Annotated in this window: 28 protein-coding genes; 14 read left to right on the plus strand and 14 right to left on the minus strand. The window is 69.1% G+C overall.

Translation table 11 applies throughout. The features are described from left to right. Positions 1-215: 215 nt before the first annotated feature. On the minus strand, positions 216-1,805 hold the full coding sequence (locus ACEN2M_RS04305) for a DUF222 domain-containing protein (RefSeq protein ID WP_441646899.1): 1,590 nt from the start codon (positions 1,803-1,805) through the stop codon (positions 216-218). A 171-nt stretch (positions 1,806-1,976) separates the two neighbouring features. On the opposite strand from ACEN2M_RS04305, the gene ACEN2M_RS04310 reads away from it, so the two are divergent. The 13 genes from ACEN2M_RS04310 to csrA all read left to right on the plus strand — a co-directional run bounded on the left by ACEN2M_RS04310 (position 1,977) and on the right by csrA (position 12,960). After that, positions 1,977-2,258 (plus strand): flagellar FlbD family protein, encoded by a 282-nt coding sequence (locus ACEN2M_RS04310; protein WP_441646900.1) that lies wholly within the window; start codon positions 1,977-1,979, stop codon positions 2,256-2,258. Beyond that, on the plus strand, positions 2,259-3,071 hold the full coding sequence (locus tag ACEN2M_RS04315) for a motility protein A (RefSeq protein WP_441646901.1): 813 nt from the start codon (positions 2,259-2,261) through the stop codon (positions 3,069-3,071). Then, complete coding sequence (locus ACEN2M_RS04320) at positions 3,068-4,015, plus strand: flagellar motor protein MotB (protein ID WP_441646902.1); 948 nt, start codon at positions 3,068-3,070, stop codon at positions 4,013-4,015. Before ACEN2M_RS04315 ends, ACEN2M_RS04320 begins: the two co-directional genes overlap by 4 nt. Before the next feature lie 97 nt (positions 4,016-4,112). Next, a complete protein-coding gene (locus ACEN2M_RS04325) occupies positions 4,113-5,021 on the plus strand; it encodes a flagellar motor switch protein FliM (protein WP_441646903.1) in 909 nt (302 codons plus the stop codon). Then, on the plus strand, positions 5,018-5,776 hold the full coding sequence (gene fliN, locus ACEN2M_RS04330; RefSeq protein WP_441646904.1) for a flagellar motor switch protein FliN: 759 nt from the start codon (positions 5,018-5,020) through the stop codon (positions 5,774-5,776). Before ACEN2M_RS04325 ends, fliN begins: the two co-directional genes overlap by 4 nt. Beyond that, the gene (fliO, locus tag ACEN2M_RS04335) at positions 5,777-6,280 is read left to right on the plus strand and encodes a flagellar biosynthetic protein FliO (RefSeq protein ID WP_441646905.1); all 504 of its coding nucleotides are present in this window, start codon (positions 5,777-5,779) and stop codon (positions 6,278-6,280) included. Between the two features lie 77 nt (positions 6,281-6,357). Then, positions 6,358-7,164 carry a flagellar type III secretion system pore protein FliP gene (fliP, locus tag ACEN2M_RS04340; protein WP_441646968.1) on the plus strand — a complete coding sequence of 269 codons (807 nt, stop codon included), beginning with the start codon at positions 6,358-6,360 and terminating at the stop codon, positions 7,162-7,164. Then, positions 7,164-7,439, plus strand: a complete 276-nt coding sequence (gene fliQ / locus ACEN2M_RS04345; protein ID WP_441646906.1) for a flagellar biosynthesis protein FliQ — start codon at positions 7,164-7,166, stop codon at positions 7,437-7,439. Before fliP ends, fliQ begins: the two co-directional genes overlap by 1 nt. Next, complete coding sequence (locus ACEN2M_RS04350) at positions 7,440-8,213, plus strand: flagellar biosynthetic protein FliR (protein ID WP_441646907.1); 774 nt, start codon at positions 7,440-7,442, stop codon at positions 8,211-8,213. Continuing rightward, on the plus strand, positions 8,213-9,385 hold the full coding sequence (locus ACEN2M_RS04355) for an EscU/YscU/HrcU family type III secretion system export apparatus switch protein (protein WP_441646908.1): 1,173 nt from the start codon (positions 8,213-8,215) through the stop codon (positions 9,383-9,385). Before ACEN2M_RS04350 ends, ACEN2M_RS04355 begins: the two co-directional genes overlap by 1 nt. Further along, the gene (locus ACEN2M_RS04360) at positions 9,386-11,437 is read left to right on the plus strand and encodes a flagellar biosynthesis protein FlhA (protein ID WP_441646909.1); all 2,052 of its coding nucleotides are present in this window, start codon (positions 9,386-9,388) and stop codon (positions 11,435-11,437) included. Then, positions 11,427-12,674, plus strand: coding sequence for a hypothetical protein (locus tag ACEN2M_RS04365; RefSeq protein ID WP_441646910.1), 1,248 nt, complete (start codon positions 11,427-11,429; stop codon positions 12,672-12,674). Before ACEN2M_RS04360 ends, ACEN2M_RS04365 begins: the two co-directional genes overlap by 11 nt. A gap of 4 nt (positions 12,675-12,678) precedes the next feature. Then, a complete protein-coding gene (gene csrA, locus ACEN2M_RS04370) occupies positions 12,679-12,960 on the plus strand; it encodes a carbon storage regulator CsrA (RefSeq protein ID WP_441646911.1) in 282 nt (93 codons plus the stop codon). Positions 12,961-13,081: 121 nt separating this feature from the next. On the opposite strand, the gene ACEN2M_RS04375 is transcribed toward csrA, so the two are convergent. The 5 genes from ACEN2M_RS04375 to ACEN2M_RS04395 form a co-directional block, all read right to left on the minus strand. After that, positions 13,082-14,149, minus strand: coding sequence for a glycoside hydrolase family 130 protein (locus tag ACEN2M_RS04375; RefSeq protein ID WP_441646912.1), 1,068 nt, complete (start codon positions 14,147-14,149; stop codon positions 13,082-13,084). Positions 14,150-14,151: 2 nt separating this feature from the next. Beyond that, entirely contained in the window at positions 14,152-14,985 is an 834-nt protein-coding gene (locus ACEN2M_RS04380) for a carbohydrate ABC transporter permease (RefSeq protein ID WP_441646969.1), read from the minus strand. 104 nt (positions 14,986-15,089) lie between these two features. Then, positions 15,090-16,061 (minus strand): carbohydrate ABC transporter permease, encoded by a 972-nt coding sequence (locus ACEN2M_RS04385; RefSeq protein ID WP_441646913.1) that lies wholly within the window; start codon positions 16,059-16,061, stop codon positions 15,090-15,092. Between the two features lie 5 nt (positions 16,062-16,066). Next, positions 16,067-17,383 (minus strand): extracellular solute-binding protein, encoded by a 1,317-nt coding sequence (locus tag ACEN2M_RS04390; RefSeq protein ID WP_441646914.1) that lies wholly within the window; start codon positions 17,381-17,383, stop codon positions 16,067-16,069. Between the two features lie 63 nt (positions 17,384-17,446). Further along, positions 17,447-18,484, minus strand: coding sequence for a LacI family DNA-binding transcriptional regulator (locus ACEN2M_RS04395; protein ID WP_441646915.1), 1,038 nt, complete (start codon positions 18,482-18,484; stop codon positions 17,447-17,449). Between the two features lie 273 nt (positions 18,485-18,757). Here ACEN2M_RS04395 and ACEN2M_RS04400 point away from each other — a divergent pair, with 273 nt between their 5' ends. Further along, entirely contained in the window at positions 18,758-20,221 is a 1,464-nt protein-coding gene (locus ACEN2M_RS04400; RefSeq protein ID WP_441646916.1) for a lipase maturation factor family protein, read from the plus strand. Here ACEN2M_RS04400 and ACEN2M_RS04405 read toward each other — a convergent pair whose 3' ends face one another. The 8 genes from ACEN2M_RS04405 to idi are packed head-to-tail and all read right to left on the minus strand — an operon-like array spanning position 20,222 to position 26,394. After that, on the minus strand, positions 20,222-20,602 hold the full coding sequence (locus tag ACEN2M_RS04405) for an RNA-binding S4 domain-containing protein (RefSeq protein WP_441646917.1): 381 nt from the start codon (positions 20,600-20,602) through the stop codon (positions 20,222-20,224). A gap of 30 nt (positions 20,603-20,632) precedes the next feature. Then, entirely contained in the window at positions 20,633-21,550 is a 918-nt protein-coding gene (locus tag ACEN2M_RS04410; protein WP_441646918.1) for a prenyltransferase, read from the minus strand. Further along, positions 21,547-21,909, minus strand: a complete 363-nt coding sequence (locus tag ACEN2M_RS04415; protein ID WP_441646919.1) for a lycopene cyclase domain-containing protein — start codon at positions 21,907-21,909, stop codon at positions 21,547-21,549. The genes ACEN2M_RS04410 and ACEN2M_RS04415 overlap by 4 nt, the downstream gene beginning before the upstream one ends. Beyond that, a complete protein-coding gene (locus tag ACEN2M_RS04420) occupies positions 21,906-22,229 on the minus strand; it encodes a lycopene cyclase domain-containing protein (RefSeq protein WP_441646970.1) in 324 nt (107 codons plus the stop codon). The genes ACEN2M_RS04415 and ACEN2M_RS04420 overlap by 4 nt, the downstream gene beginning before the upstream one ends. Positions 22,230-22,240: 11 nt before the next feature. Beyond that, on the minus strand, positions 22,241-23,890 hold the full coding sequence (gene crtI / locus ACEN2M_RS04425) for a phytoene desaturase family protein (RefSeq protein WP_441646920.1): 1,650 nt from the start codon (positions 23,888-23,890) through the stop codon (positions 22,241-22,243). Further along, positions 23,887-24,795, minus strand: a complete 909-nt coding sequence (locus tag ACEN2M_RS04430; protein WP_441646921.1) for a phytoene/squalene synthase family protein — start codon at positions 24,793-24,795, stop codon at positions 23,887-23,889. Before ACEN2M_RS04430 ends, crtI begins: the two co-directional genes overlap by 4 nt. Next, positions 24,792-25,838, minus strand: coding sequence for a polyprenyl synthetase family protein (locus ACEN2M_RS04435; protein WP_441646922.1), 1,047 nt, complete (start codon positions 25,836-25,838; stop codon positions 24,792-24,794). Before ACEN2M_RS04435 ends, ACEN2M_RS04430 begins: the two co-directional genes overlap by 4 nt. Continuing rightward, positions 25,831-26,394 (minus strand): isopentenyl-diphosphate Delta-isomerase, encoded by a 564-nt coding sequence (idi, locus tag ACEN2M_RS04440; protein WP_441646923.1) that lies wholly within the window; start codon positions 26,392-26,394, stop codon positions 25,831-25,833. Before idi ends, ACEN2M_RS04435 begins: the two co-directional genes overlap by 8 nt. Positions 26,395-26,420: the final 26 nt, after the last annotated feature.

Consider the following 26,420-nt stretch of genomic DNA (forward strand, 5'->3'; position numbering starts at 1 on the left):
GATCTCGACAGGCACGATCAGCGGATGCTGGCGACCCTGCGTCGGCCAAGCTTGTCGAGACTTCGTAAGGCGCCTGCGATCGGTTCCCACCCCGTTGGTCGAGCTCGTCGAGACCCGGTGAGGTGCCTGCGAGATTCCGCACCTCGTTGATCGAGCTGGTCGAGACCGGCGATCGCGGGGGATCTTGGCGGGCTCGATCGGCGGTGGGGGCGGGCTCAGGTGGGCCGCGGCCGGTGGTGGCTGAGCATGTCGATCAGGGACTGGCCGGGGTCGATGGTGGCGGGTGGCCTGAGCCAGTACCGGCCGTTGGTTTCGAAGATCTGCCAGTGCTGGTTGTGTAGCAGTAGGTGGTGGGCGTGGCAGAGCAGGATGCCCTGGTTGATGTCGGTTCGGCCGTGGTCTCGTTGCCAGTGTTCGATGTGGTGGGCTTCGGTGAAGGCGGGTGGTCGGTCGCAGCCGGGCCATCGGCAGCCGCCGTCGCGGGCGGCGAGGGCTCGGCGTTGGGCCCGGGTGAAGAGGCGTTGTTCGCGGCCGACGTTGAGGGGCCGGTCGAACTCGTCGACCCTGATCTCGACGGTTCCGGCGTTGCAGATGAGGCGTTCGATGGTTTCGGGGGAGACCGGGGCGGTGTTGCCCTCGATATAGCCGTGGCCGGTCTGGCCGCTCGGGCAGATCAGAATGTCGTCTGCGGCTGATCCGGCGGGTCCGGCGGCTCCGGCGTGTTCGGTGGGCGTGGCGGGCCGGGTGGCCGGGGTGGCGGTGGTGAGGATCTGCACCGCGGGGCGGCGGCCGCCGAGCATGTCGTTGGGGTTGATGGTTGTGCCGGCTTTGAGCAGGTCGATGAAGCCGTCGCAGGTGATCTGGGTGGTGGTGCGGGGGTCGTCGGTGACTCGTTTGGCCCAGGCGGCGCGGTCGGTGTCGACGAAGCGCACGCCGCCGCGGCGGGGGCTGGTGAGGCTGTCGAAGGTGGACTTGATGAACTCGCCCTGCTCGGCGGGGAAGAGTCCGTCGACGCGGACCTGGCCGGTGCCCAGGGTCCAGATACGCAGGTAGCGGTCGTCCCAGGCCTTCTGTTCGCGCACCCGGATACCGGCCGCGTCGAGGGTGTCGCGGGCCTGCCGGGCCCGTTTGAGCAGCTGGTCAACGTTCATCGACGCGGCATCGGTGAGCAGCTCGGCGAGGGCGTGGGCGAGGACCGGGCCGGTGACGACGGTGTCGACGTCGCCGAGGCCGGTGCGCAGGGCGTGCGCGGCGTCGATGGAGAGGGTGCCGGCGGTCACGGCATGCGAGATCGGTGCGTGCCAGGGCAGCGGTGCCGGCACGAGCAGCGGAGCGACCGGGTCCAGGGCGTCGGGGGAGTCCGGATCCAGCGCCGGGTTCATCGCCTCGTCGAGCAACCGCCGCGCCGCCTCGGCCTCCGCGGCGGCGGCCTGGGCCTCGGCGTCTTCGGTCTCGGCGAGCATCCGGCCCACGCCCACGAGTTTGCGGGACTCGACCTTGCTGGTGCCGGTCAGCTCCTGGATCAGGGCCTCGGGGTTGAGGAAGCCCTGCTGCGCCGCGAGGCCGGCCTGGCCCAGCTCCCACCGGGACCGCTGGGCCAGGGTCTTCGCCATCCACGCCTTGCGGGTGTCGAGCTCGCGTTGGGCCCGGGCGAGAGTCTTCTGCCCGGCCAGCACCGCCGCATCCGACAAAGCGTCGTAGTCGGTGCTGCACGAGCCCAACCGGGCCACATCGCCGGCCGCAGCCATCAGCACATCGCCGCGCGAAGCGGCGAACGTGTCTGCGATGGTGGATTGGTTGGTCATGCCACGAATGTAGCCCGATTTCGAAGCTTTGTGTGAGTGAATGTCAACTTGTGGATAACTCCCTCACCGCTCAGATTTGCTTCGACACCGCAGTGACTAACGAAGCAGGGGAGGCGGCCGACAGTGGTTGCTGACGGCTGCTGGAGTCGTCCGGGAACCAGGGACGGGTCCATGATCGTTGTAACCAGGCTGAACGATAGTCAGTTCGCGATTAATCCTGACCTCATTGAACGCATTCACGTGAACCCGGACACCACCCTGGTGATGGTGGATGGCGCCAAGTTCATCGTCACCGAGAGCCTGGCCGAGGTCATCGAGAAGATCGCCGCCTACCGGGCCCACGTGATCAACCTGGCCTACAGTGCCGGAAAAAGCCCCGCCGGGGGTGCCCCAGAGGCTGGCCCCGACACCCGCCCGGACGCCGTTGTCCCCCTGCGCCCCCGGAGAATCTAGATGGATCCCGCAACCCTGATCGGCATCGTGCTGGCATTCGGCGCGCTCTTCGCCATGATCACCATCGAGGGCTCGCACATCACCGCGATCCTGCTGCCCGCCCCGATCGTGCTGGTCTTCGGCGCCACCATTGCCGTTGGCATCGCCGGCGGCACCCTGCGAGACACCATTCAGGCCATCAAGGCGCTCCCCGGAGCGTTCCTGGGCAAGACCACCCCGCCGCAGAAGCTGATCGACCAGGTCGTGGGCCTGGCCGAGAAGGCCCGCAGTTCGGGGCTCCTCGCCCTCGAGCAGGAGGCCGACAAGATCACCGACCCGTTCCTGCGCGGAGCACTGCAGAACATCGCCGACGGCACCGACGGTGACGAACTGCGCATCCTGCTCGAAGACGAGATCGCGACCCGCACCAAGGCGAGCCGCAACGCGGCCAAATTCTTCACCAGCCTGGGCGGCTATGCGCCCACCGTCGGCATCATCGGCACCGTGATCTCGCTCACCCACGTTTTGGAGAACCTCGACACCCCCTCCACCCTGGGCCCCATGATCGCGGCTGCCTTCGTCGCCACCCTGTGGGGGCTCCTGTCGGCGAACTTCCTCTGGCTGCCGATCGGCAGCCGCCTCAAGCGACTCTCCGACATCGAGGCAGAGCGGATGACCCTGCTCATGGAGGGCGCGCTGGCCGTGCAAGCCGGCAGCCAGCCGCGCCTTCTCGGCGAGCGGCTGCAGGCGATGGTGCCCGCAGCATCCGGCAAGTCGGCCAAGGGCGCCAAGGCCGGCAAGTCCTCCTCGAAGCCGCTCAAGAAGGCGGCGTGAGCGCACGGGGCCGGCGTCGCGGCCTCGAAGAGGAACACGAGGAGCACGTCGACGAGCGCTGGATGGCCTCCTACATGGACATGGTCACGGTGCTGATGTGCATGTTCATCGTGCTGTTCGCCATGTCGACAGTCGACCAGGCCAAGTTCGTGCAGCTGAAGAACTCCCTGGCCACGGGCTTCGGCGCCGTGGACGTCGGGAAGGTCGACACCGCGGAGGGCATCGTGGTGCCGGCGGACCTCGTCGACACCCCCGCCGTGAACCAGGAGATCGGGCTGACCGACCTCGAACTCGCCCTGGCCGAGGTCGACGACCTCACCGCGGCGCAGGAGGCCATGCAGGCCGCCCTGGCCGCGGTCGGCCTCGACACCCTCGTGGAATACACCATCGACGAACGCGGCCTCTCGGTGGGCCTGGTGGGGTCGGAGACCTTCTTCGAACCCAATGTCGCCACCCTGAGCAGCCAGGCGGTCTCAGTGCTCGACACCATCGGACCGGTGCTGGCCGGCAGCGGGCGCGAGATCTCGGTGGAGGGTCACGCAGACAGGCACGGCGTGACCATCAACTACCCGACCGACTGGGAACTCTCCAGCGCCAGGGCCACCCAGGTACTGCGGCACCTGGTGGAACGCACCGGGGTGGCCCAGGAACGCATCGGCGCGATCGGCTACGGCTCCGCCCGGCCGGTGGACATGGGTGACGACCTGGCCGCCATGGCACGCAACCGGCGGGTCGACGTGGTGATGCTCTCCAACCAACCCGACAGCGTGCGGGCCCTGATCCCGTCGGTGCTCGATGGGTCGGCGGTGCCGGATGCCCCCGCGCCGACCGACAAGACCCCGGCCGACAAGACCCCGGCCGACAAGGTTCCGTCCGACAAGGTTCCGGCAGGCAGCGTGCCGGCGAAGTCCGGCGGCGACAAGGCGGCGACCACCGGGCACTGAGTTTGCCGGAACACCCGCGCCCCGCGTGCAGCAATCGGCGGCGATGACTTTGCCGACGCCGCTAACATCCGCTTCGAGCCTGCCGATAGTGCCAGTCGTGACGGTCCAGGAACACATCAGCACCGGCGTGCCCGGAAAACCGGCGCGCCCGGCGGAGGTCTACGACTTCAGCCGCCCCACGACGCTGGCCCGTGACCACGCCAGGGTGCTGGAATTGGCCTTCGAGACTTTCGCCAGGCAGTGGGGCACCCAGCTGACCGCCCAGGTGCGGGTGATCTCCCAGGTCACCTGCGAGCAGGTGGTGATGAGCGGCTACGACGAGTACGCCTCCTCCCTGCCCGCCACGACCACCATGGTGCTCTGCACGGTCGAGGGTCTTGAGGCCCAGGCCGTGCTGCAGTTCTCCTCGGCCGCTGCCCTGTACTGGGTCGCCCACATGCTGGGCGGCACCGGCATGCCCACCCCGCCGGAGCGCCCGTTCACCCAGATCGAACAGGCCCTGGTGCGCCGGCTGATGGACGACGCCCTCGAAGACCTGCGCTACTCCCTCGGCTCGCTGCTCACGCTGCCCATCGCGGTCGGCGGCATCCAGTACAACTCGCAGTTCGCGCAGGCGGCCGCCACCTCCGACCTGATGATCGTGGCGTCCTTCGTCATCAGGGTCGGCGACAAGACCACCTCGGCCACCCTCGCCCTGCCGGCCGAGGCCCTGCTGCCCCAGCTCGGCGAGCCGGGTCCACCGGTGTCGCCCGTTCCGCCGGTCGACCTGCTGCGCGCGCAGCTCGGCTGGGTGCCCGTCGACGTGTCGCTGCGGCTCGCAGACGCGCGGGTGCTGCCGAACGCCATCCTGGACCTCGCCGTCGGCGACGTCCTCTCGATCCCGCATCCCACCCACCGGCCGCTCGACCTGGTGGTGGATGGTCGCACCCTGGCCCGCGCGGCCGTCGGCTCCACGGGTTCCCGCCTGGCTTGCATCATCATCGACACCGAGGAAAAGACTCCATGACGCTTCGAAGCTCCGCCTCCGCCCAGTCACCGTATGCCGGCTCCGGGCTCGCCGACGGTGTCGCGCGTGCGGCCGTCGAGGCCCTGATCACGGTGCTGCCCACCCCGACGCTTCTCACAGCGTCGGCCGGGGCAGGCGCCGTGGTCGTCGGCCGGGCCGGGGGAGCGGTGGCCGCAGCCGTCGTCGCCGCGTTCGTCGGGGCCACCTCCGCCGACCTCGCCGTGGTGCTCGCCGACCCCGGCGCCCTCGACGCGGCTGCCGGCGCCGGCGCCGAGAGCGCACTCGTCTCCAGGGACGACATCATCCGTCCGGCCCTGGAGCGCGCAGCGGGCGTCCTGGGCCTGGGCGTTCTGGGCGACGCCCGGATCGACGACGCCACGACGCTGTTCCTCGACCCGGAGACCGTGGTCTTCGACCTGGTCGGCGGAGGTGCGACCCTCGGCTGGTTCGCCATCCGCCTGCGCCAGAACGGCACGGCCGCCGCCACCGGCGACCGCACCGTCGTGGGCAACCTCGGCCGCATCAACAACGTCGAAATGGCCCTCACGGTCGAGATCGGCCGCACCCGCATGACGGTGCGCGACGTGCTCGCCCTCGAACCCGGCGCCGTGGTCGAACTGGACCGCTCGGTGGGATCGCCCGCCGACATCCTCCTCAACGGTCGCCTGATCGCCCACGGCGAGATCGTCGTCGTCGACCAGGACTACGCCGTACGGATCACCCAGATCCTCGACGTCGCCGAGAGCCTCACCTAGGTGGACACCGTTGTCGTCGCCCTGCGTGTGATCCTGTCCCTGGCCGTCGTGCTCGGGCTGCTCTGGGTGCTGCAACGACGCCTCAGCCGCGGCGCCGGCTCCCGCACGGCCAATCTGGTGACGGTTGTGGGCAGGCAGGGCCTCGGCCAGAAGGCCTCCGTGGTCGTGGTGGATGTCGACGGTCGCCGTTACGTCCTCGGCGTCACCGAGCAGTCGATCAGCGTGCTGCACGACGCCGAGACCGAGCAGGAAACCGTCGCCAAGCACGGACCCGTCCGCGCCGACTCCGCCAACGACCGCTCGGCGGTGGCCTTCGCCAGGTCGCTGCACGCCGCATCCGGGGGCCCGACCCTGGTGCCGCCGGCACCCGCGGAGGAGCCTGCCCTGTTGGCGCCCACCCTCCGTCCGCGCCGCGACCGGAGCTGCGCCGGCCGGCTCAGCGGCTCCATCCTGTCGCCGTCCACCTGGCAACAAACCGCCGCACTGCTTCGGCACGGCCGGTGAGCACCGCGACCGCAGCTCGCGTCGGCCACGCCGCCGTCGTGAGCGAGCGTCGCCGCAGGCTGGCCAGGCTCGCGGTGATGGCGACGCTGGTCGTCATCATCGTCGCCGCCCTGATGCTGCTGGTCTCGTCGGTCGGCCACGCGGCGCCCATGGCGCCCACCGAGCCGATCGGGCCCACCGACCCGGCCGTGCCCACCGCACCCGACACGGGCGGCACCGGCCTGACTGTGGAGATCAACGGTCCCAACGGGGCGCCGTCATCGGCCATCGTGACCCTGATCGGCATCACCCTGCTGTCGGTCGCGCCGGCGCTGCTGCTGATGATGACCTCATTCACCAAGATCTTCGTGGTGCTCGCCATGACCCGCAACGCCCTCGCGCTGCCGTCGATCCCGCCGAACCAGGTGCTCGCGGGCCTGGCCCTGTTCCTGTCGCTGTTCATCATGGCGCCCGTGCTCACCGACATCAACACGTCGGCGTTGCAGCCCTACCTGAACGGCTCGATGACCTTCGACGATGCGGTGACCACCGGATCGGAGCCGCTGCGCACCTTCATGCTCGCGCACACCAGGCAGGAAGACCTCGCCCTGATGGTGCGCGCCTCCGACCAACCCAACCCGGCCAACAAGGACGCGGTGTCGCTGCTCACCCTGATTCCGGCGTTCATGATCTCCGAGCTCCGCGCGGCGTTCATCATCGGGTTCGTCATCTTCATCCCGTTCCTGGTCATCGACCTCGTCGTGTCCGCGGCGCTGATGTCGATGGGCATGATGATGTTGCCGCCGGTGATGATCTCGCTGCCGTTCAAGATCCTGCTGTTCATCCTCGTCGACGGCTGGGGCCTGATCATCACCACCCTGGTCAACAGTTACCGGGGTGGCTGATGGATTCCAACGCCGTTCTGGACATCGGCCTGCAGGCCATCGTCGTGTCCGCCAAGCTCTCAGCGCCCATCCTGATCACCGCCCTGGTGGTCGGTTTCGCGATCTCGCTCGTGCAGTCGATCACCCAGATCCAGGAGGTGACGCTCTCGTTCGTGCCCAAGGCCATCGCCGTCTGCATCGCCATGCTCATCTGCGGGCACTGGATGATCTCGGAGATCGTGTCGTTCACCACCAACCTGTTCGACAAGATCCCCGGCCTGATCGGTGGCGGCTAGGTGAACATCACGCTCGACTTCGCCTGGCTCGAAGCGGTGATGCTGGCCGGGGTGCGCATGGTCGCGTTCCTCGTCATCGCGCCGCCGTTCTCGTTCAACGCGTTCCCGCTGCGGATCAAGGGCATGCTCGCGCTCGGCCTGGCCCTGGCCGTGGCCCCGCGGGTGGTGCCCGGCTACACCTCCCCGGACACCGGCGGGTTCATCGTCTCGCTGCTGCTCGAGATCGTCGTCGGCGGGGTGCTGGGCTTCCTGGTGCTCGTCATTTTCTCCGCCATCCAGTCGGCCGGTAACCTCATCGACCTGTTCGGTGGTTTCCAGCTGGCCCAGGGCTTCGACCCGCAGTCGATGGTCAACGGAGCCCAGTTCACCAGGCTCTACCAGATGACCGCGCTGGCGCTCCTGTTCGCCTCCGGCGGCTACCAGCTGATCCTCGGCGGGCTCTCCCGCTCCTTCGCCGCGCTGCCCGTGGGCGGCGGCATCGACCTCGCCGTGCCGATGCAGGCGGTCACCGCGGCGGTCGGGCAGATGCTGCTCGCCTCGGTGCAGATCGCCGGCCCGCTTATCGTGGTGCTGTTCCTGGCCGACGCGGGCCTCGGCCTCCTCACCCGGGTGGCCCCGGCCCTCAATGCCTTCGCGCTCGGCTTCCCGCTCAAGATCCTGATCACCCTCACCCTCGGCGCCGCCGGCTTCATGGCCCTGCCCGGCATCGTGGCGTCGCTCACCGGTGACGCGGTGTCGACCATGTGGGGCGTCGGCAATGGCGGGGTGCGCTGATGAGCGATGCGGGCGAACGCACCGAACAAGCCACAGACAAACGGATGCGCGAGGTGCGGTCCAAGGGCCAGCTGTCGCGCTCCCAGGACCTCACCGCCTGGGTCGGCATCGGGGCGGCCGCTGTGATGATGCCGATGACCATCGAGGCCGGCGCTGCCGCTGGTCGGGCGCAACTGTTCGACATCCGTACCGTGGCAGAGAACCCCGACCCCGAGCGGGCCCTGCAGCTGCTCGCCGAGGGACTGGGCACCATGGGCGGCATCCTCACCCCGATGCTGATCGTGGTCTGCGTGGCCGTCCTGGCCGGATCGATCGCGCAGGGCGGCATCCACATCAAGAAGGTGGCCGGCAAGTACGACCAGTTCAATCCGGTCACCGGGCTCGCCCGCACCTTCGGCGCCCAGGCCATGTGGCAGGGTGTGAAGGCGCTGGCCAAGACCATCGTGGTGGGTGTGGTGCTCACCTCGGTGATCCAGGGCCTGACCCCCGTGCTGATGACCGCCGGCGGCCTGCCGGTCACGGTGCTGATCGGCGCCGCCGGAGACGGCACCGCCGCGCTGGTGCAGTCCGCGGTGATCGCCGGCCTCGTGCTGGCCGCCGCCGATGTGATGGTGGTGATGCGTCGTAATCGCAAGCGCACCCGGATGACCAAGAAGGAGGTCACCGACGAGCACAAGAGCTCGGAGGGTGACCCCATGATCCGCTCCCAGCGCCGGGCCCGGCAGCTGGCGATGAGCCGTAACCGCATGATCGCCGCCGTCGCCACCGCCGACGTGGTCCTGGTCAACCCCACCCACTTCGCCGTCGCCCTCAAGTACGAACCGGGCAAGTCCGCGCCCAGGGTCGTCGCCACGGGTGCCGGCGTGATCGCCGCCCGCATCCGCGAGCAGGCCGAGACCGACCAGGTGCCCATCGTCAAGGACATCCCGCTCACCCGGGCGCTGCACAGCGCCTGCGAGCTGGGCCAGGAGATCCCGGTGGAGCTGTACAACGCCGTGGCCCGGGTGCTGGCCTTCGTGCTCGCCCTGAAGTCCCGTGGGTCCAGCGCGGGCGTGCACACCATGACCGCTCCGCCCAGGACCGCACCGCCCAGGCCCGCACCGCCCAGGACCGCGCCGACAAGACCGGCACCGCCCATGACCACACGAATCCGCCATCCGGAGGCCACCTAAGTGAACAGCACGCTCGCAAAACTCGCCGTTCCGATCGGTGTGGTCGGCATCATCCTGCTGCTGGTGGTGCCGATCCCCGCCGGCCTGCTCGACGTTCTCATCATCGTGAACATCCTGCTGGCCCTGGTAACCCTGCTCACCACGATGTTCGTGAAGAAGCCGCTGGACTTCTCGGTGTTCCCGTCGCTGCTGCTCGTCGCCACCCTGTTCAGGCTCGGCCTCAACGTGGCGTCCACCCGGCTGGTGCTCGGCGACGGCTACGCCGGCCAGGTGATCGCCTCCTTCGGCCACGTGGCCGTGGGCGGCTCGATCATCATCGGCGCCGTGATCTTCCTGATCCTGGTGGTCATCCAATTCGTGGTGGTCACCAAGGGTGCCGAACGCGTCGCCGAGGTGGGCGCCAGGTTCACCCTCGACGCCATGCCAGGCAAGCAGATGGCCATCGACGCCGACCTCAACGCCGGCCTGATCACCGATGTGCAGGCCAAGGACCGCCGGGCCGAGGTCTCCGCAGAGGCCGACTTCTACGGGGCCATGGACGGCGCCTCCAAGTTCGTCAAGGGTGATGCCATCGCCGGCCTGATCATCATCATCATCAACCTGATCGGCGGCATTGCGATCGGCATGCTGCAGCGCGGCATGGAGATCGGCGACGCGCTGAACACCTACGCGCTGCTCACCATCGGCGACGGCCTGGTCACTCAGATCCCCGCGCTGCTGATGGCCGTCTCCACAGGCATGATCGTCACCCGCTCCAACGCCGAGTCCGACATCGGCGCCACCGCATCCGCCCAGCTCACCCAGTCCCGCACCGCCCTGATGATCGCCGGTGCCGCCGCGATCCTGATGGCGCTCATCCCCGGCATGCCGATCATCCCGTTCATCATCGTCGGCGCCGCCCTGATCGTCATCTCCCAGCGGATCAAGGGCAACGAGGCCAAGGCCAAGGCCGAGGTCGTCGCGGCCGCGGCCATGGAGGGGCTCGCGCCCCGGTCGGACACTGCGGAAGACCTGATCGATCAGATGCGGGTGCACGCCCTGGAGATCCAGCTGGCCCCCGACCTCGTCGACCTCGTCTCCGGCGCCTCCGACGACCTCCTCGCCCGGGTGCGGGCGCTCCGGCGCAAGATCGCCATCGACCTGGGCATGGTCGTTCCGCCGGTGCGCACCAGGGACAACATCGACCTGCCGCCGTCCACCTACGCCATCCGCATCGCCGGGGTCGAGGCCGGCCGCGGCATCGCCCCGGCCGGCAAGGTGCTCGCGCTGGGCGACAACCTGGAGTCGCTGCCCGGCACGGCCACGATCGAACCGGTCTTCGGGCTGGCCGGCAAGTGGGTGCCCGGCGAGATGCGACCCCGCGCCGAAATGGCCGGCGCCACGGTGATCGACAGGGTGTCTGTACTGGTGACCCACCTGTCGTCGATCATCACCGGCAACGCCGCCAGGCTCCTCACCCGCGAAGATGTGCGGGTGCTGACGGATGGCGTGCGGCAGGTGAGCCCGTCCGCCGTCGACGACCTCGTGCCCGGCCTGCTCTCGCTCGCCGAGGTGCAGCGGGTGCTGCAGGGGCTGCTCGCCGAGCAGATCCCGATCAACGACCTGCCCCGCATCTACGAGGCGCTGTCGGTGCGGGCGAAGGTGTCCGTCGATCCGGAGGGCCTGGTCGAAGCGGCCAGGCAGGCGCTCGGCCCTGCGCTCACGGCGCTGTACCTGGATGGCGGGGTGCTCCGGGTGATCATGATCGAACCCGGGCTGGAGCAGTCCATGCTCGAGGGCATGCGGCCCAGCGACCAGGGCAGCCAGATCCTGCTCGACCCGCCGCGCATCGACGCCATCCTCGGGTCGCTGCGCACCGCGATCGCCACCGTGGAGGCGAGCGGGCTCACGGCGGTGCTCGTCTGCGCCCCTGCGCTCCGGCCGGCCATCCACCGCCTGGTGTCGGCGCAGGCCGGCGGGCTGCCGGTGCTGTCGTACGAAGAGGTCACCTCCGCCAGGGTCGCCATCGAAACCGTGGGGGTGGTCCGTGGAAACGAGACGATTGCGGCTTGAGGGAGCCTCGCTGCCGGAGTTGCAGGACCGTGTGCGCGCGGAGCACGGTGCCTCCGCCCGGATCATCGCCGCGGAACAGGTGACCGTCGGCGGCATCCGCGGCTTCTTCGCCAAGCGACACATCGAGGTCACCGTGGAGGTGGCTGCGGACGAGCCGCCGGAGGTGCTCGTGCAGGTTCCGTCGGGGCGGCGGCGGGCCGGCCGCGCCCGGAACGAGCTCAGCATCAGACTCGGCATCGCCGCGTTGCTCGATGACGCCGACGCGGCCGAAGCGACCCTGTACCCCGGTGGTCTCGCCGGCGGATTCCGGCCGGCCCCGGAGCCCGCACCCTTCGGCGGTTTACCGGACGCCGCGCTCGATCCTGCGGCAGTCGTGCGGCCGGGGACCGGCCGGAGGGCGGCCGCGCAGTCGGCCGCCACGCAACCGGGGATCGTTCACCCCGAGGCCGGTCAGCCGGCCGCTGCCGCCCGGCCTGCCGCCGCTCACGCTGCGGCCGAGGCCGTCTCGACGGGCACTCCCGACTTCGCCCGGCTCATGGATGAGCTGACCTTCGCGACCTCACCGGCCCGCGGCTGGCACGACCCGGCCGGCTCCGGGGAATCGGCGTCCACCGCGGCGCCAGGCGGTGCAGCCGCCGAGGCTGCCTCTCCAGGCACTCTGGCCGGGCCGAGGACCTCCGTCTGGGACGCCGTCGCCGTGACCGACCCCGAGGCCGCGGTCGCGTCGTCGGCGGCAGCGCTCAGCATCACACCGGGAGCCCCGGTGCTGCTGGCCGGTCCCGGCGACCTGGTGCTCCTGGTCGGGGCCCACGCCGACGTTCAGCACGCCGCCCGGCTGCTCTCGATGGGGGCGGACGCGCGAATCACCGACAGCGTCGACACCGTCGCCGACCGTCGCAGCGCCCTCGCCGTGCGGGCGAGGGGAGTGGAACAGGGCCGCGCCGTGCTCATCGTCTGCGGGCTGTCCGATCGCCCCGACGCCGCCGCGTCGGCTGCGCTCACCGTGGTGGGTGCCGACCAGGTCTGGGCCGTCGTGCACGCGGGCCGCAAACCCGCCGACACCGCCAGGTGGGTGCGTGACGTCGGTGCCATCGCCACGATCGATGCCCTCGCCGTGCTCGGCATCGAATCCACCGGAACCCCGGGCACCGTGCGGGAGCTGGGGCTGCCGATCGGCTGGCTCGCCCCGGTGCCGGCGGCCTCCGCCGGGCCGTCGCTGCCGTTCGCGATAGGCTGAGCGGATGCTGGTTCTCACGCGCAAACTGGGGGAAAAGATCCTCATCGGTGACGACATCGTCCTCACCGTGCTCGACGTTCGCGGCGACAGCATCCGCCTCGGTGTGGACGCGCCCCGGGGCATCTCCATCCAGCGAGCCGAGATTCTGAAGGCCGTCACCGAGGCCAACCTCGAGGCCAACGTCGCCGCGAACCGCGACGACCAGGTCGCCGCCGACCAGCTCAAGTCGAGCCTCGGCCTGCTCCCCGCCGCCCCGCCGGCACAGCAGCTGCCCGCCCAGCCCTAGGCCCACCCAGCCGGTCGATCGCCTCGGCCCGCCCCAACTGGTCCCCGAGCGGACAATTGCACCCGGCGCACCGGGTGCAATTGTCCGGATCGGCAACAGTTGCGCTTCCCCCGGCGCCGAGTTACGCCCGGCGGTCGAGCCTGGCCACGCCGATCTTCGAGTCGGCCATGCCGTAGAACACGTAGAGCTGCCCCTCGATCTCCTCGATCGCGGTGGGGAAGACCACATTGGGCACGATGCCGCTGGTCTCGTCTGCGGTCTCGGCCTTCAGCAGCGGTTCGCTCGTGCGGGCGAGCACTATCGTGGGGTCGTCGGCATCCAGGATCATGCCGCCGGCGGCATAGTTCACCTTCTGTTGCTGGTCGAACGCCTTCGCGAGGATGCCCGTGACGCCGTGGTGCAGCAGCAGCCACCCCTCCGGCACCCGCAGCGGCGCGGGCCCGCCGCCGATCTTCAGCTCCTCGAAGGCGAACTCCGGGCCGGCCAGAAACCGGTGGCCTCGCCAGAACGTGAGCGCGGCGACATCCGCCACCGCGTCGGCGACGGGCACGTAGCTGATCCAGATGCTCTGCCGCTGGTCGGTGATCCCGGCCGGCACCCGGATGCCCTCGCCGGGCTTGGTCTCGTCCAGGTCCCACATCGGCCGGTGCAGCACCGCGAAACTCTCCACGCCGTCCGGCGCGGTGACCGGCTCAGGAAAGAACACAGTGTCCTTGTTGTGGAACAGGTTCAGGTCCATGTCCAGGGCCTCGGCGTAGGCGAACAGCGCCGGTCCGAGACGCCGCCACTCGCGCAGGTCCTCCGACACGGCCACGGCGGTGCGCGGTCCGAGCGGTCCGTAGGCCACATAGGTCATCACGTGCAGGCCGAGCCGGGGGATGAACGTGACCCGCGGGTCCTCGACGCCGGCGTTGTCGGCGCCGTGCTCCCAACCCCGGTCGGGGGCGAGCACAACGCCCTCGCGTTCGACTCCGGTGGGCACCCCGTTTTCGATGATCACCCTGGCCAGTCCCACCCGGGAGACGTTGCCGGAGGCCACGAGCCGGGGGAGCAGGTACAGGGTGCCGTCCGGGGTGTGGCCCGACCCGGGGTTCAGCACCCCTTCGGTCTCCAGATCGTTGCCGTCCTCCGGCGTCATGACGACGCCCATCCTGGTGAGGGTGTAGGGGAATTCTGTGGTGGAGCTCATGACTAACCTTTCACGCCGGAGCCGATGTCGCTCGAGACGAAGTGCCGTTGGAAGATGATGAAGAGCAGGACCATGGGGGCGGCCAGCACGCAGGCGCCGGCGAGGACGGCGCCGATCGGGTTCGAGGCGGTTCCCGCAACGTTGGTGAGGTAGTTCGCCAACGAGACCGCGAGTGGTTGCAGCGAGGCTTCCTTGGTGATCAGGAACGGCCAGAGGAATTCGTTCCACGGTCCGATGAAGGTGAGCAGCACCACGGTCAGCAGGGCGGGCCGCACGAGCGGCAACGCGATGCTCCACAGGATCTTCAGCTCGCCGGCGCCGTCGATCCGGGCGGCGTCGAAAAGGGCCTTGGGCACCTGCAGGAAGTACTGCCGGAACACGAGCACCGCCGTCGAGTTGATCGCGAACGGAAGGATCATTCCCGCATAACTGTCGGCCAGGCCGTAATCCCTGGCGATCATCACGTAGAGCGGGATCATCAGCAGCTGGAAGGGAATCACCTGCACGAGCAGCATCAGCCCGAAGGTCACACCGCGTCCCCGCCACTCCAGTTGGGCCAGGGCGTAGCCCACCAGCACACCGAACACGACGGTGCACAGGATGACGCCGCCGGCGAAGATCCCGGAGTTGACCAGTCCCTGGAACAGGTTGATGCGGCTGTTGATGTCCACGTAGTTCTGACCGGTGATGTTCGCCGGATTGGGGAACGCCCCGGCGATGGTTGGGTCGGGCGCCGTCTGCAGGGAGCCGATCACCATGTAGTAGAACGGGAACAGAAACAGGAGGGCGCCGATGGACAGCACCACGTACCGCAGGATGTTCTGCCCCCGGCTCATTCCGTTGACCTGGCCGGCCCGGCTGCGTCCAGTACGCACCCGAGGTGCCTTCGCGGGGTCTGAGTGGGCCAGGCCCTCCGTGACCGCCGGGTTCCCTGCGTTGCTCATGATTCGTCCCCTCCGGCCAGCTTGCGTTGGATGAACGCCAGGATGAGCACGCCGATCACGAGGATGACCCCGATCGCGGCGGCGATACCCGGCTCGCCCTGTTCGATGCCGCGTTGGTACATGATCAGCACGGGCGACGACGAGGCCCCGTTGGGTCCGCCACCGCCGGTGAGCAGGTACGGCTCCGTGAACAGGTTCGCGCCGGTGACCGTCGCCAGCAGCAGCACCAGCACCGTTGCCGGCCGCACGCCCGGCACGGTGATCGAGAAGAACATGCGAATCTTGCCCGCACCATCCGTCGCCGCGGCCTCGTACAGTTCGTCCGAAACGTTCTGCAGCGCGGCCAGGTAGAGCAGGATGAAAAAACCCATCTGCTTCCAGGTGACGAAGATGGCGATCGTGGGCATCGCCAGCAGCGGGTTGATCAGCCAGGCCGGGTCCGGCGCTAGTGGGCCGAGGATCTGGCTGATCAGGCCGTTGCTGCTGAAGAGGAAGAGCCAGACGACGACGACGGCGACGCTGGCCGTCACGTACGGCACATAGAAGGACACCCGCAAGAAGGTGCGGGCACGCACGATCTTGTTCAGCGCCGTGGCGAGCACCAGCGACAGCACCACGGTGAGGGGCACGTTGATGAGCAAGAAGATACCCACATTGCCGAACGAGCGGATGATGGCCGGGTCGGTCAGCACCTCCTGAAAGTTCTCGAGTCCAACGAACGGTCGGTCCACCACGGCGCCGGGTGCGGCAAAGAAATAGTCGTGGAACGACATGTAGAAGGCGAAAACCAGCGGATAGGCGAAGACCAGGAGCACGAAGATCAGGTAGGGGGCGCTGAGCACGAGCCCGAGTGGGTTCCTGCCCAGCACCCGACGCCGACGGCCCCGGCGGGGGCCCCCGCCGCCAGGCTTTGCGGGCCTGGCGGCGGAGCTCGGGGTGACACTCCCTGAGGAGACTGTCGCGGACATCAGACTTACTCCGCGATCAGTTCATTGACCTTGTCGGCCGCGGCGTCGAACGCGTCGGCGACATCGCCCTCACCGCTGATGACTGTCTTCGTCCAGGCATCCCGGAAGGCCTGCCAGGCGGCGACGGAGTTGGGCACCTGCGGCACCTCGACCGTGCGGGATGCCTGGTCACCGAACTGCTCGTAGGCCGGGTTGGCCGCGAAGTAGTCGGGGTAGACCTCGGGGAGGTCCTGGCGCAACGGCATCTGGCCGGTCAGCTCGAGCAGCTGGCCGTCCTGCTCCTCGCTGGTCGCGAATTTCAGCACGTCCCAGGCGGTGGCCTGGTTCTCGCAGGCGGTGAACATGCCGACGTTCTTGGCGTCGCTGAAGGTGTACGCGCTTGCGGGGTCGGTGCCGGCGCTGCTGGGGAAGGGAACGGCCCCCCAGTTCACGACGTCCTTGTAGACGTTGACCGCCCAGGGTCCCGCACTGGCCATGGCCGCCAGTCCGTCGGCAAACGAGTCACCGGTGTACTTCTCCTTGCCGGCGAGATTCTCGGCGTAGATGGTCTTCCAGAATTCGCCGGCGGCCACCCCCTCGTCGGAGTTGAAGGTGGCTTCGCCGTCTTCGATGAACAGGCTGCCATCGGTCTCGGCCGCATAGGTCGGGTAGAAGTCGAACCAGCTCTGGAAGAACTCGCTCGTCGCCGCCGGGTTGATCGCGTACTGCGACACACCGGCCGAGACCAGGGTGCGGGCAGTGGCCAGGAACTCGTCGTAGGTGGCCAGCTCGGGGTTCTCGGGGTCGAGACCGGCCGCGGCGAAGAGGTCCTTGTTGTAGAACAACATCACCGGGTTGGACTTCCAGGGCATCTGATAGAACTTGCCGTCCTCGCTCTGGTACTGCTCGCTCAGGTCGCCGGTGCGCTCCTGGATGTAGGCGTCGCCGTCTTCGAAGCTGCTGAGGTCGACCAGGCCGCCCTGCTTCTGGAACTGCGGAACCGCAACCGGGGCGGTGTTGAAGACCAGGCAGGGAGCATTTCCGGCCGTGATGGCGGCGCCGATGACCTCTTCGCTGCTCTTGCCGGCCGGGATCTCCTGGGCCTTGATCTGCTCGTCGGGGTTGTCGGCGTTCCAAGCGTCGACCATCGCCTTGCCCCATTTCACCTCGTTCTCGTTGTTCGAGTACCAGATGGTGATGTCGCCGCGACCTTCGGCCGAGTCGGAATCGCCACCGCCGCTGGAGCACGCCCCGAGGGCGACGACCATGGCGGCGGAGGCGGCGGCGGCGAGAAGTCGCCTGGTCCGTCGGGGGGTGTTGGTGGGACGGATGCTGCGTTGCATGTCGTTCTCCATTTCTGTGTTCGCAGCGGCTCTGCTGCGGAATGGTCGTGCAGGTGGTGCGTCTCAGGAGGGCGCCGGCGCTGAAGCCGAGCCCCGGATGATCAGGCGGGCGGCGGGAAGCTCGACATCGTCTGACCTCCCGGTGCGGATGAGCGCGAGCAGGGTGGTTGCGGCAGCGCGGCCCCAGACCAAGGGGGTCGCGCCCACTGTAGTGAGGGCGGGGTAGACGTATCTGGCGAATTCGATGTCATCGAACCCAGTGATCGACAGATCCTCCGGCACGCTGACGCCGAGCTCACGGGCTACGCCGATGCCGGCGATGGCCATGGGATCGTTGGCGAAGACGATGGCCGTGGGCGGCACGGCCTGACTCAACAGGCGGCGGGTGGCGTCCGCGCCGGCCGCGATCGAGAAGTCGGTGTCGACGACCTGTCCGTCGCCCAACCCGGCGTCGCGCATCGCGGTGGTGAAGGCGGTGCGCCGCCGGCTGCCGTGCAGCATCGAGGCGCTCCCGGCCACGTGGGCGATCTGCCGGTGCCCGAGAGTGGCGAGGTGGCGCACGGTTTCGGTGACGCCGTGGGTGTCGTCGATGCACACGGCGGGGAACGGGCTGGCCTGGTCGGGGCGGCCGAGGGTGACCGCCGGAAGGCCGAGTTCGGTCAGGCAGGGGATCCGCGCGTCGTCGTGACGGAGATCGGTGAGGAAGACGCCATCCACCCGCCCGTCGCCGACCAGGGTGCGGTAGGTCTGTAGCTCGGTGGTCTCGTCGGGCACGACACTGAGCACCAGAGCGAGGCCCTGCGGGGCGAGGATGGTCTCGACGCCGGCGAGGAACGAGGTGAAGAACGGGTCGGAGCCGAGCACCTCTGGATCACGGGCCATGACCAGGCCGAGCGCGAACGAGCGCTTCGACGACAACGATCTGGCCCGCAGCGACGGCGTCCAACCCAGGGCGCCGGCCACCTGCAGGATGCGCGAGCGCGTCTCCGCGGAGACGCCGGGTCGGTCGTTGAGCGCGAACGAAACGAGGCCCTTGCTGACCCCGGCCTCCCTGGCCACATCGGCGATGGTCACCTTGGCGGAATCCTGGGCCGGATGCATGAAGCCTCCTCATTGATGGCGAACCGACCGGCGCCGCTGCGACGCCTTAACCGGTTTAGCCAAAACCTATACCGGTTTAGTCGCCGCCGTCAAGGCATCCGTGACCGCCATCTGTTCCCCAGGCGGACATCTGGTCCCGGCACACCGGGCGCACACGTCCGGAGCGGAACCAATTGCGGAACTGAAAGCCGCGCCAGCGGGCCGCAGAGCCGCCCGGGCGGCCAGCGACCAGGCTTGAGGAGCCGGTGCCGCGGGCCTAGGGTGATCTGCACCATGGACTGGTTCGCGACGGGCGACTACGACATCGCCCGAGAGATCCTGCAGCGGGGTATCGCCGCCATCTTTCTGATCGCCTTCCTCTCGGCGTACAACCAGTTCCCGGCACTGCTGGGCGAGCGCGGCCTGCTCCCGGTGCCCAGGTTCGTGGCCATCGTGCCGTTCCGGCGGGCGCCGAGCCTCTTTCAGTGGCGCTACTCCGACAAGATGCTGCGCCGGGTGGCGATCGGCGGGATGGTGCTGTCAGCATCGATCGTGCTCGGGCTCCCACAACTCGGTCAGGCCTGGCTGCCGATGCTGGCGTTCCTCACGCTGTTCGCGGCGTACCTGTCGATCGTGAATGTCGGGCAGACGTTCTACTCGTTCGGCTGGGAGAGCCTGCTGGTGGAGGCGGGGTTCATCGTGGCGTTCCTCGGCTCCGACGCCGTCGCCACCCCGCTGCCGGTGCTGTTCTTCCTGCGCTGGCTGGTGTTCAGGCTGGAATTCGGTGCCGGCATGATCAAGCTGCGGGGCGGCCGGGAATGGCGCGACCTCACGGCCCTGTTCTACCACCACGAAACCCAGCCGATGCCCAATCCGGTGAGCTGGTTCGTGCACCACCTGCCCCGGTGGTTCCATCGCGGCGAGGTGCTCGCCAATCACGCCGTACAACTCATCGCCCCGTTCCTCATTTTCGCTCCGCAGCCCGTGGCCTCGGTCGCGGCCGGCGTCATGGTTTTCAGTCAGCTGTGGCTGGTGGTCACGGGCAATTTCGCCTGGTTGAACTGGATCACCATCATGCTGGCCGCCGCCGCGATCGATGACGCCGCCTTCCGCTGGGTCGGCGGGCTGTTTGCGCCGGCCTTGCGGGCGCCGCAGGCTGCACCGGCGGCCACGGCGGGGGAGCAGCCGCCCTGGTTCGTGGCCGTGGTGCTCGCGGTGACCCTCGGTCTGCTCGTGCTCAGCTACTGGCCGGCCCGCAACCTGCTGCGCCGTCGCCAGCTCATGAACGCGAGTTTCAACGCGTTCCACCTGGTCAATGCCTACGGAGCGTTCGGCACCGTCACGAAGGAACGCTTCGAGGTGATCGTGGAGGGCTGCGACTCCGTCGACCCCGGCGACAGCACGGCGTGGCGGGAATACGAGTTCCGCGGCAAGCCCGGCACAGTGTCCAGGTTGCCCGGCCAGTTCGCGCCGTATCACCTGCGGCTGGACTGGCTGATGTGGTTCCTGGCGCTCGGGTCACGAGACACCCGGTGGTTCGAGGCGTTCCTGGCCCGATTGCTCCAGGGTGACCGCGCCACCCTGCGGATGCTGGCCGGCAATCCGTTCCCCGCGCACCCGCCGCGTTACGTGCGCGCCCGGGTCTTCCTCTACAGGTTCAGCACTCGCGCCGAACGCCGGAGCGAGCACGTGTGGTGGGTGCGCACCGAAGTGGGCACGCTCGTTCCACCGGTCGAGCTCTCGCCAGAGGGGGAGTGACTAGTCGGTCGTCGAGCGCCCGCGCAGTTCCTCGATCTCCCGGCGCTCGCGTTTGGTGGGCCGGCCGGCCCCACGGTCTCGCATGGGCACCAGGGCCACCTCCTCGCGGGGCGGCGGAGGCGGGGTATTGTCCACGAAGCACTCGGCGGCCACGCTCGGGCCCACCCGCTTCACGATGATCCGCGACACCACGAGCACCCTGTCGAAACCGTTGGCCCGGATCCGCACCTCGTCGCCCGGCTTGATGGTCTGGGCGGACTTGGCCCGTTCCCCGTTCACCCGCACGTGCCCGGCCCGGCAGGCGGCCGTGGCCTGCGAGCGGGTCTTGTACATCCGCACCGCCCAGGCCCAGCTGTCCACCCGTGCGCTCAGCAGCTCCATACCTCGACTCTACGCGGCGGCGGCAGGTGCCTAACGCAGCACGACCCAGAGGATCAGCAGCATGGTCACCAGGAACCCGGTGAAGAAGTTCAGCCTGAGAAACCGTTTCCAGCCGTGGTTGGCGCGCTCGGATTCCGCGTCGCTGATGGACCGGTACGGCCAGGCGGCCAGGATGTACGGGATCACCAGCAGCGCGGCGAGCGGCCCCGGCCAGTCGGTGACGAGCATCAGCAGACCGGCCAGCAGCCAGAATCCGATGGCCAGGCGCACGGTCTGTGCGGCACCGAACGCCGTGGCGATCGAGCTGATGCCGCCCTGCCGGTCCGGCTCCACATCCTGCACCGCCCCGAAGGCGTGGCTGGCGATGCCCCAGAAGAAGAACGCGGCCAGCAGAGCCACCAGGTCGGGCGTCACCAGGGCGCCGGCCACGGCGAGTCCGTAGACGGCCGGGCTCACGAAGTGGATGCTCGACGTCACCGAGTCCAGCACCGGACGTTCCTTGAAGCGCAGCCGCGGCGCGGAGTAGGCGACCACGGCGAAGAGGCTGATCGCCAGCACCAGCCACGACCACGGGTCGGGCCCGGCCAGCACGAGCATCAGCAGCAGCACGGGCAGGGCCGTGGCGACGCCGGAGATGAGCACGATGCGGTGCAGGCCCTTGTCGAGCATCGCGCCCTCGACGCCGCCCTTCCGCGGGTTGCGCAGGTCGGACTCGTAGTCGAACACGTCGTTGATGCCGTACATCAGCAGGTTGTACGGGATCAGGAAGAACAGGGTGCCCACCACGAGCAACAGGTCGACCCGGCCGGTGGTGACCACGTAAGCGGCGGCGAACGGGAAGGCCGTGTTGATCCAGCTGAGCGGGCGGGACGAGAGCAGCACCTGCCGGACCGTGTGGCCGAGGCCCGCGGCCGGGGTGGTGCGGTGGGGGTGTGCCGGCTCGGTCATTCGTCCTGTCCTTCTGCGTGCGGGAGTGTGGCGGGTGCTTCGTGGCGGGCGGGCCGCCCGCGCTCAGCGCCGAGCAGCACCCACAGCGCCGGCAGCAGCAGGGCCGCTGCCACGGGGTAGGCGAAGTCCTCCAGCGGGGCGATTCCCACGAACAGACCGGAAATCAGGGCCGGGTCATACGCGACGAGGCCCACCCCGATCATGATGTTATCGAACACCGCGGTGAGCACGAGAACGGCCGCCAGGGCGAGTCCCGCTGCCGGCAGCAGTCGGCGGAACGACGGCCGTCGCCAGAGCGCCAACCCGGCGACCAGCACGGCCAGGCCGAGAAAGAGGGCGTTCAGCCCGAGATAGCTCACGCGGTGCGCCGCCTCTCCAGCAGCATCCGGGCGCCCTGCAGGGCGTTCATGAAGAGGTAGCAGAGAAAGGTCAGGAAGAAGACCTCCTCCACCGGAAGTTCCGGCGCCACCTGCAGGCCGGTCATGAACGAGGTTTCACCACGGTAGAAGATGCCCCGGTTGATGCCCACCAGGTCCCAGGCCAGGAAGAAGAGCACCCCCGCCGCGAGCACGACGGCGGCGGCGCGGGGCGCGCGCCAGAAGAACAGGCCGAATCGGCGGTCGAGCACCACCATCCCGGTCAGCGAGACCAGCAGGGCGGCCAGGTAGGCGAAGCTCAGCATCGCCCCGGTCACCGCAGAACGGCGGGCAGCGGCTCCGGCAGCGGCCCGGTGCTCACGTCGCCCCGAATCCGTTTGAGCAGGATCTCGGCACTGATCAGGCACATCGGCAGGCCGATCCCGGGGATCGTGGTGCCGCCGGCGTAGTACAGGCCCTCGATGTGCTTGGACACATTGGTGCCGCGGAAGAACGCGCTCTGCTTGAGGGTGTGCGCGGGCCCGAGGGCGCCGCCCTTCCAGGAGTTGAGGTCGTCGGCGAAGTCGGCGGGCCCGATGGTGCGGCGCACCAGGATGCGTTCGGCGAGGTCGGGGATGCCGGCCCACTCGGCGAGCTGGCCGATCGCGGCGTCCGCGATGCCCTCGACACCGGCCGAACCGGCCCCGTCGATGCCGCCGTGGCCGATGCCGGTGTCGGCGGGAACGGGAATGAGCAGGAACATGTTGCTGGCGCCGTCCGGGGCCACGCCGGGATCGGTGCTGCTGGGCAGGCAGGCGTAGAACGAGGCCGGATTGGGCACAGAGGTCTTCGTGCCGAAGATCCGGTCGAAGTTGTCGGCCCAGTCCTTCGTGAAGAACAGGGTGTGGTGGGCGAGCTTGGGCAGCTCACCGCTCACCCCGAGCAGCACGAGCACAGCGCCGGGGCCGGAGGTGCGCTTCTGCCACCAGCGCTCGGGGTAGGTCTGCTTGGCGGGCTCGACCAGCTCGGTCTCGGTGTGGTGCAGGTCGGCGGCGGAGACGACGATGTCCGCATCCAGCGTCACGGTCGCCCCGGCCGCGGTCGTGTAGGTGACGCCCTCGACGGCGGCCTTGGCGCCCCGGCCAGACGGAGTGGCGCCGCTCCGGATCGCCTGCACGGTGGCGCCGGTCTGGATGATGACGCCCTCGGCGCGGGCGATATCGACGATGCTCTCGATCAGGCGGGTGAAGCCGCCCTGCGGGTAGAGCACCCCATCGGCCAGGTCGAGGTGGCTCATCAGGTGGTACATCGACGGGGTGCGGTCGGGCGAGGAGCCGAGGAAGACCGCTGGATAACCCAGGATCTGGCGGATCCGCGGGTCGCGGAAATAGCCGGCCACGAACCTGTCCAGCGGCTGCAGCAGCAGCCGGCCGAGCCGGCCCATCCTGGAGAGCACGTCGCGTACGAGCAGGGGCTTGAACGAGGCGAAGCTCGTGTAGAGAAACCTGTCCACGGCCATGTCGTAGGTTTCCTTGGCACTGGCCAGGTACTTCTCGAGTTGGGCGCCGGCGCCGGGCTCGAGGCTCTCGAACAGACGGATGTTGTCGGCGCGTTCGGCGCGCACGTCCACGGGCTCTGGCGATGATTCGAAGAACACCCGGTAGCCGGGGTCGAGGCGGGTGAGCTCGAGCTGTTCGGCGGCGCTGGTGCCCATCAGCCGGTAGAAGTGCTCGAAGACCTCGGGCATGAGGTACCAGGACGGCCCGGTTTCGAACCGGAACCCCTCGCTCTCCCAGAAGCCCGCCCGGCCGCCGAGGGTGTCGTGGGCCTCCAGGAGGGTCACCTGGTGACCTTCCTTGGCGAGCAGCGCCGCACTGGCCAGCCCGGCGATGCCGCCGCCGATGACGACGGTACGGATCGGATCAGTGCGGGGCGCACCGGTACGGGTCGGACCTGTGCGGGTGGGTGCGTTCGGGCCGCTCACCGACGCCACGCTTGCGGGCCGAGCGAGGACGAGAGGGCGATCATCAGTTTCTCCGGATCCGGCACCCGCACGCGGGTGCTCATCAAAGCCTGGGCGGGGGTCTCCCGCAGTTTCGCAGCCAACCGGGCGAACAACCGGTGGGCAGCGGTGACGGCGCGTCGGCTGCCGGGCGGCAGCAGTGGCAGCACCCGTTCGGCGGCCTCGAGGTCTGCGTCCATGTCGTCGAGCAGCAGGTGTTTGGCCGGCTCGGTCAGTCTGGCGAGGTCCACGCCTGGAAAGTAGTTGCGGCCGAGCGCGTCCCGGTCGGCGGCGAGGTCGCGCAGAAAATTGACCTTCTGGAACGCTGCACCGAGGCTGCGGGCGCCGTGTTCGAGCACGGCCAGGTCCTCGGGCGACCGCGGCGATCCGTGCAGGAAGCTGCGCAGGCACATCAGCCCGACCACCTCCGCCGATCCGTAGATGTACTCGGCCACGCCGGCCTGCGTGAACGGGGCCGGGTCGAGGTCCCGGCGCATCGAGGCGAAGAACGGCCGGGTGAGCGACGGGTCGATGCCGACCCGGCGCGCGGTGACGGCGAAGGCATGCACCACGAGGTTGGTGCTGAAACCGCGCGCCATCGCGCGTTCGGTTTCGTGCTCGAGGTCGTCGAGCAGCTCGCGCTGCCCGGCCAGGTCGATACCGGCCCCGCTGGCGGCGCCGTCCACGATTTCGTCGGCGATGCGCACGAGGGCGTAGATGCTGCGCACCTCGTCGCGCACCCCGGCGGCGAGGAGCCTGGCGGCCAGGCCGAACGAGGTGGAGTACTGCCCGATCACCGTGGTGGCGCTGGCCAGGGCGGCCGCGTTGTAGGTGTCGAGACCGGTGCTGGAGCCGCCGACGATCGGTGCGGCCGTGTCCCGGCTCATTTCTGCCGCGTCACGGCGCTGAGGGCGAGTTGGGTGAGGGTGGCGCGCAGCTCATCGGGCATCAGCGCACCCTGCAGGGCCTCCACGGCCCGGCTCGCGTACTCACGGGCCAGGGCATCCGCGGTTTCCGGGGCGCCGCAGTCGCGCAGGTGCGCACGCACCAGTTCGGCCTCGGCCTCGGTGAGGTCGGCTTTGCCCAGGAACGGAGCGATCAGGGGCCACCGGTCGGTGGCGCCGGCGTGCGCGATGAGCGCGGTCTGTTTGCCCTCGCGGAGGTCCGCGAGCACGCTCTTGCCGGTGCTGGCGGGGTCACCGAACACGCCGAGCAGGTCGTCGGTCAGTTGGAAGGCGACACCGATCAGGCGGCCGAACCGGCCGAGGGCGTCGATGGCCTCCTCGGGTGCGCCGGCGAGAACGGCACCGGCCTGCAGCGGGGCCTCGAAGGAATAGATGGCCGTTTTGTGTTCGAGCGTCCGGATGACCTGGTCGATGGTGAGCGGTTCCCGGCTCACGGTGTTGGTCACATCCGCCAGCTCGCCGGCCGCCGAGACGAACACGGCCCGGTCGAGCAGGTCGAGCAGTCGGCCGCGGAGTTCGGCGGGCACCGGCAGCAGCGCCAGGGCGCGGTGGGCCTCGCTCAGCGCGAGGTCGCCGGCCAGGATGGCGGCGGTCGCTGCCCAGGCTTCGGCCTGCCCGGTCGCCGCACCGTGCGCGATGGCCCGTTCGGTGAACCGGCCGGCGATGTTGGCCATCCCGCGGCGGGACAGGTCGCGGTCGATCACGTCGTCGTGGATCAGGAAGGCAGTGTGCAGGAGCTCGAAGCTCACCGCCACCGGGGTGGACAGGGTGTGGTCGGTGCCGCCGAAGCCGTCGTAGGCCGCCAGTACCAGGGCCGGGCGCACGCGCTTGCCGCCCCTGCTGGCCTGGTCCAGGGAGTCCCAGAGCGCCACGTAGTGATCGCCGTAGTCGCTGGCGCGCAGCCGCGCTGCCGCGAAGAACCTGTGCAGTTCGGTTTCGACGCCCAATGTCGCGATTTCATGCACGGAATGTCTCCAGTTCACTCATCTGCAACACCATCCAGGGGCTGAACGCGAACGGGCTGGCCAGCACCGAATGCCGGAGGCTCTCGGGGTCGGTCCAGGTGAATTCCATGACCTCGTCGGGGTTGGGAACGGGGTCGGCGGTCGCCCTGGCCAGGTACACCGGGCAGACCTCGTTCTCCACGATGCCGCTGCTGTCGGTGGCGCGGTAGCGAAACAGTGGCAGGGCCAGGTCGACGCCGTGGATGTCGAGGCCGAGTTCGAAGGTCGCCCGGCGGTGCACGGCGTCGGTGAGCGTCTCGGCCGGCGCCGGGTGACCGCAGAAGGAGTTCGTCCAGACACCGGGCCAGGTCTTCTTGCCGAGGGCGCGGCGGGTGAGGAGCACCTCGCCGCGCTCGTTGAACACGTAGCAGGAAAAGGCCAGGTGCAAGGAGGTATCTGCTCCGTGCACGCTGCTCTTGGGCGCGGTGCCGATCTCCCGGCCGTCCTCGTCAAGCAGAACGACCAGATCTTCGGTCGGAGCGGTGTACTGATGTCCGACCGTGTCGACTTCGATCATGGGTTCTGCTGTGTGCATCACGGGAC

The sequence above is a fragment of the Cryobacterium sp. W22_MBD10_FK3 genome, from assembly GCF_052113745.1.
Classification (GTDB): domain Bacteria; phylum Actinomycetota; class Actinomycetes; order Actinomycetales; family Microbacteriaceae; genus Cryobacterium.

Bases quoted from the DNA above. Each gene is read 5' to 3' on its own strand.
- ACEN2M_RS04305 (WP_441646899.1), bottom strand. From the start codon at position 1,805: ATGACCAACCAATCCACCATCGCAGACACGTTCGCCGCTTCGCGCGGC.
- ACEN2M_RS04310 (WP_441646900.1), top strand. From the start codon at position 1,977: ATGATCGTTGTAACCAGGCTGAACGATAGTCAGTTCGCGATTAATCCT.
- ACEN2M_RS04315 (WP_441646901.1), top strand. From the start codon at position 2,259: ATGGATCCCGCAACCCTGATCGGCATCGTGCTGGCATTCGGCGCGCTC.
- fliN (WP_441646904.1), top strand. From the start codon at position 5,018: ATGACGCTTCGAAGCTCCGCCTCCGCCCAGTCACCGTATGCCGGCTCC.
- fliP (WP_441646968.1), top strand. From the start codon at position 6,358: ATGGCGACGCTGGTCGTCATCATCGTCGCCGCCCTGATGCTGCTGGTC.
- fliQ (WP_441646906.1), top strand. From the start codon at position 7,164: ATGGATTCCAACGCCGTTCTGGACATCGGCCTGCAGGCCATCGTCGTG.
- ACEN2M_RS04355 (WP_441646908.1), top strand. From the start codon at position 8,213: ATGAGCGATGCGGGCGAACGCACCGAACAAGCCACAGACAAACGGATG.
- csrA (WP_441646911.1), top strand. From the start codon at position 12,679: ATGCTGGTTCTCACGCGCAAACTGGGGGAAAAGATCCTCATCGGTGAC.
- ACEN2M_RS04375 (WP_441646912.1), bottom strand. From the start codon at position 14,149: ATGAGCTCCACCACAGAATTCCCCTACACCCTCACCAGGATGGGCGTC.
- ACEN2M_RS04380 (WP_441646969.1), bottom strand. From the start codon at position 14,985: ATGAGCCGGGGGCAGAACATCCTGCGGTACGTGGTGCTGTCCATCGGC.
- ACEN2M_RS04385 (WP_441646913.1), bottom strand. From the start codon at position 16,061: ATGTCCGCGACAGTCTCCTCAGGGAGTGTCACCCCGAGCTCCGCCGCC.
- ACEN2M_RS04390 (WP_441646914.1), bottom strand. From the start codon at position 17,383: ATGCAACGCAGCATCCGTCCCACCAACACCCCCCGACGGACCAGGCGA.
- ACEN2M_RS04395 (WP_441646915.1), bottom strand. From the start codon at position 18,484: ATGCATCCGGCCCAGGATTCCGCCAAGGTGACCATCGCCGATGTGGCC.
- ACEN2M_RS04400 (WP_441646916.1), top strand. From the start codon at position 18,758: ATGGACTGGTTCGCGACGGGCGACTACGACATCGCCCGAGAGATCCTG.
- ACEN2M_RS04405 (WP_441646917.1), bottom strand. From the start codon at position 20,602: ATGGAGCTGCTGAGCGCACGGGTGGACAGCTGGGCCTGGGCGGTGCGG.
- ACEN2M_RS04410 (WP_441646918.1), bottom strand. From the start codon at position 21,550: ATGACCGAGCCGGCACACCCCCACCGCACCACCCCGGCCGCGGGCCTC.
- ACEN2M_RS04430 (WP_441646921.1), bottom strand. From the start codon at position 24,795: ATGAGCCGGGACACGGCCGCACCGATCGTCGGCGGCTCCAGCACCGGT.
- idi (WP_441646923.1), bottom strand. From the start codon at position 26,394: ATGATCGAAGTCGACACGGTCGGACATCAGTACACCGCTCCGACCGAA.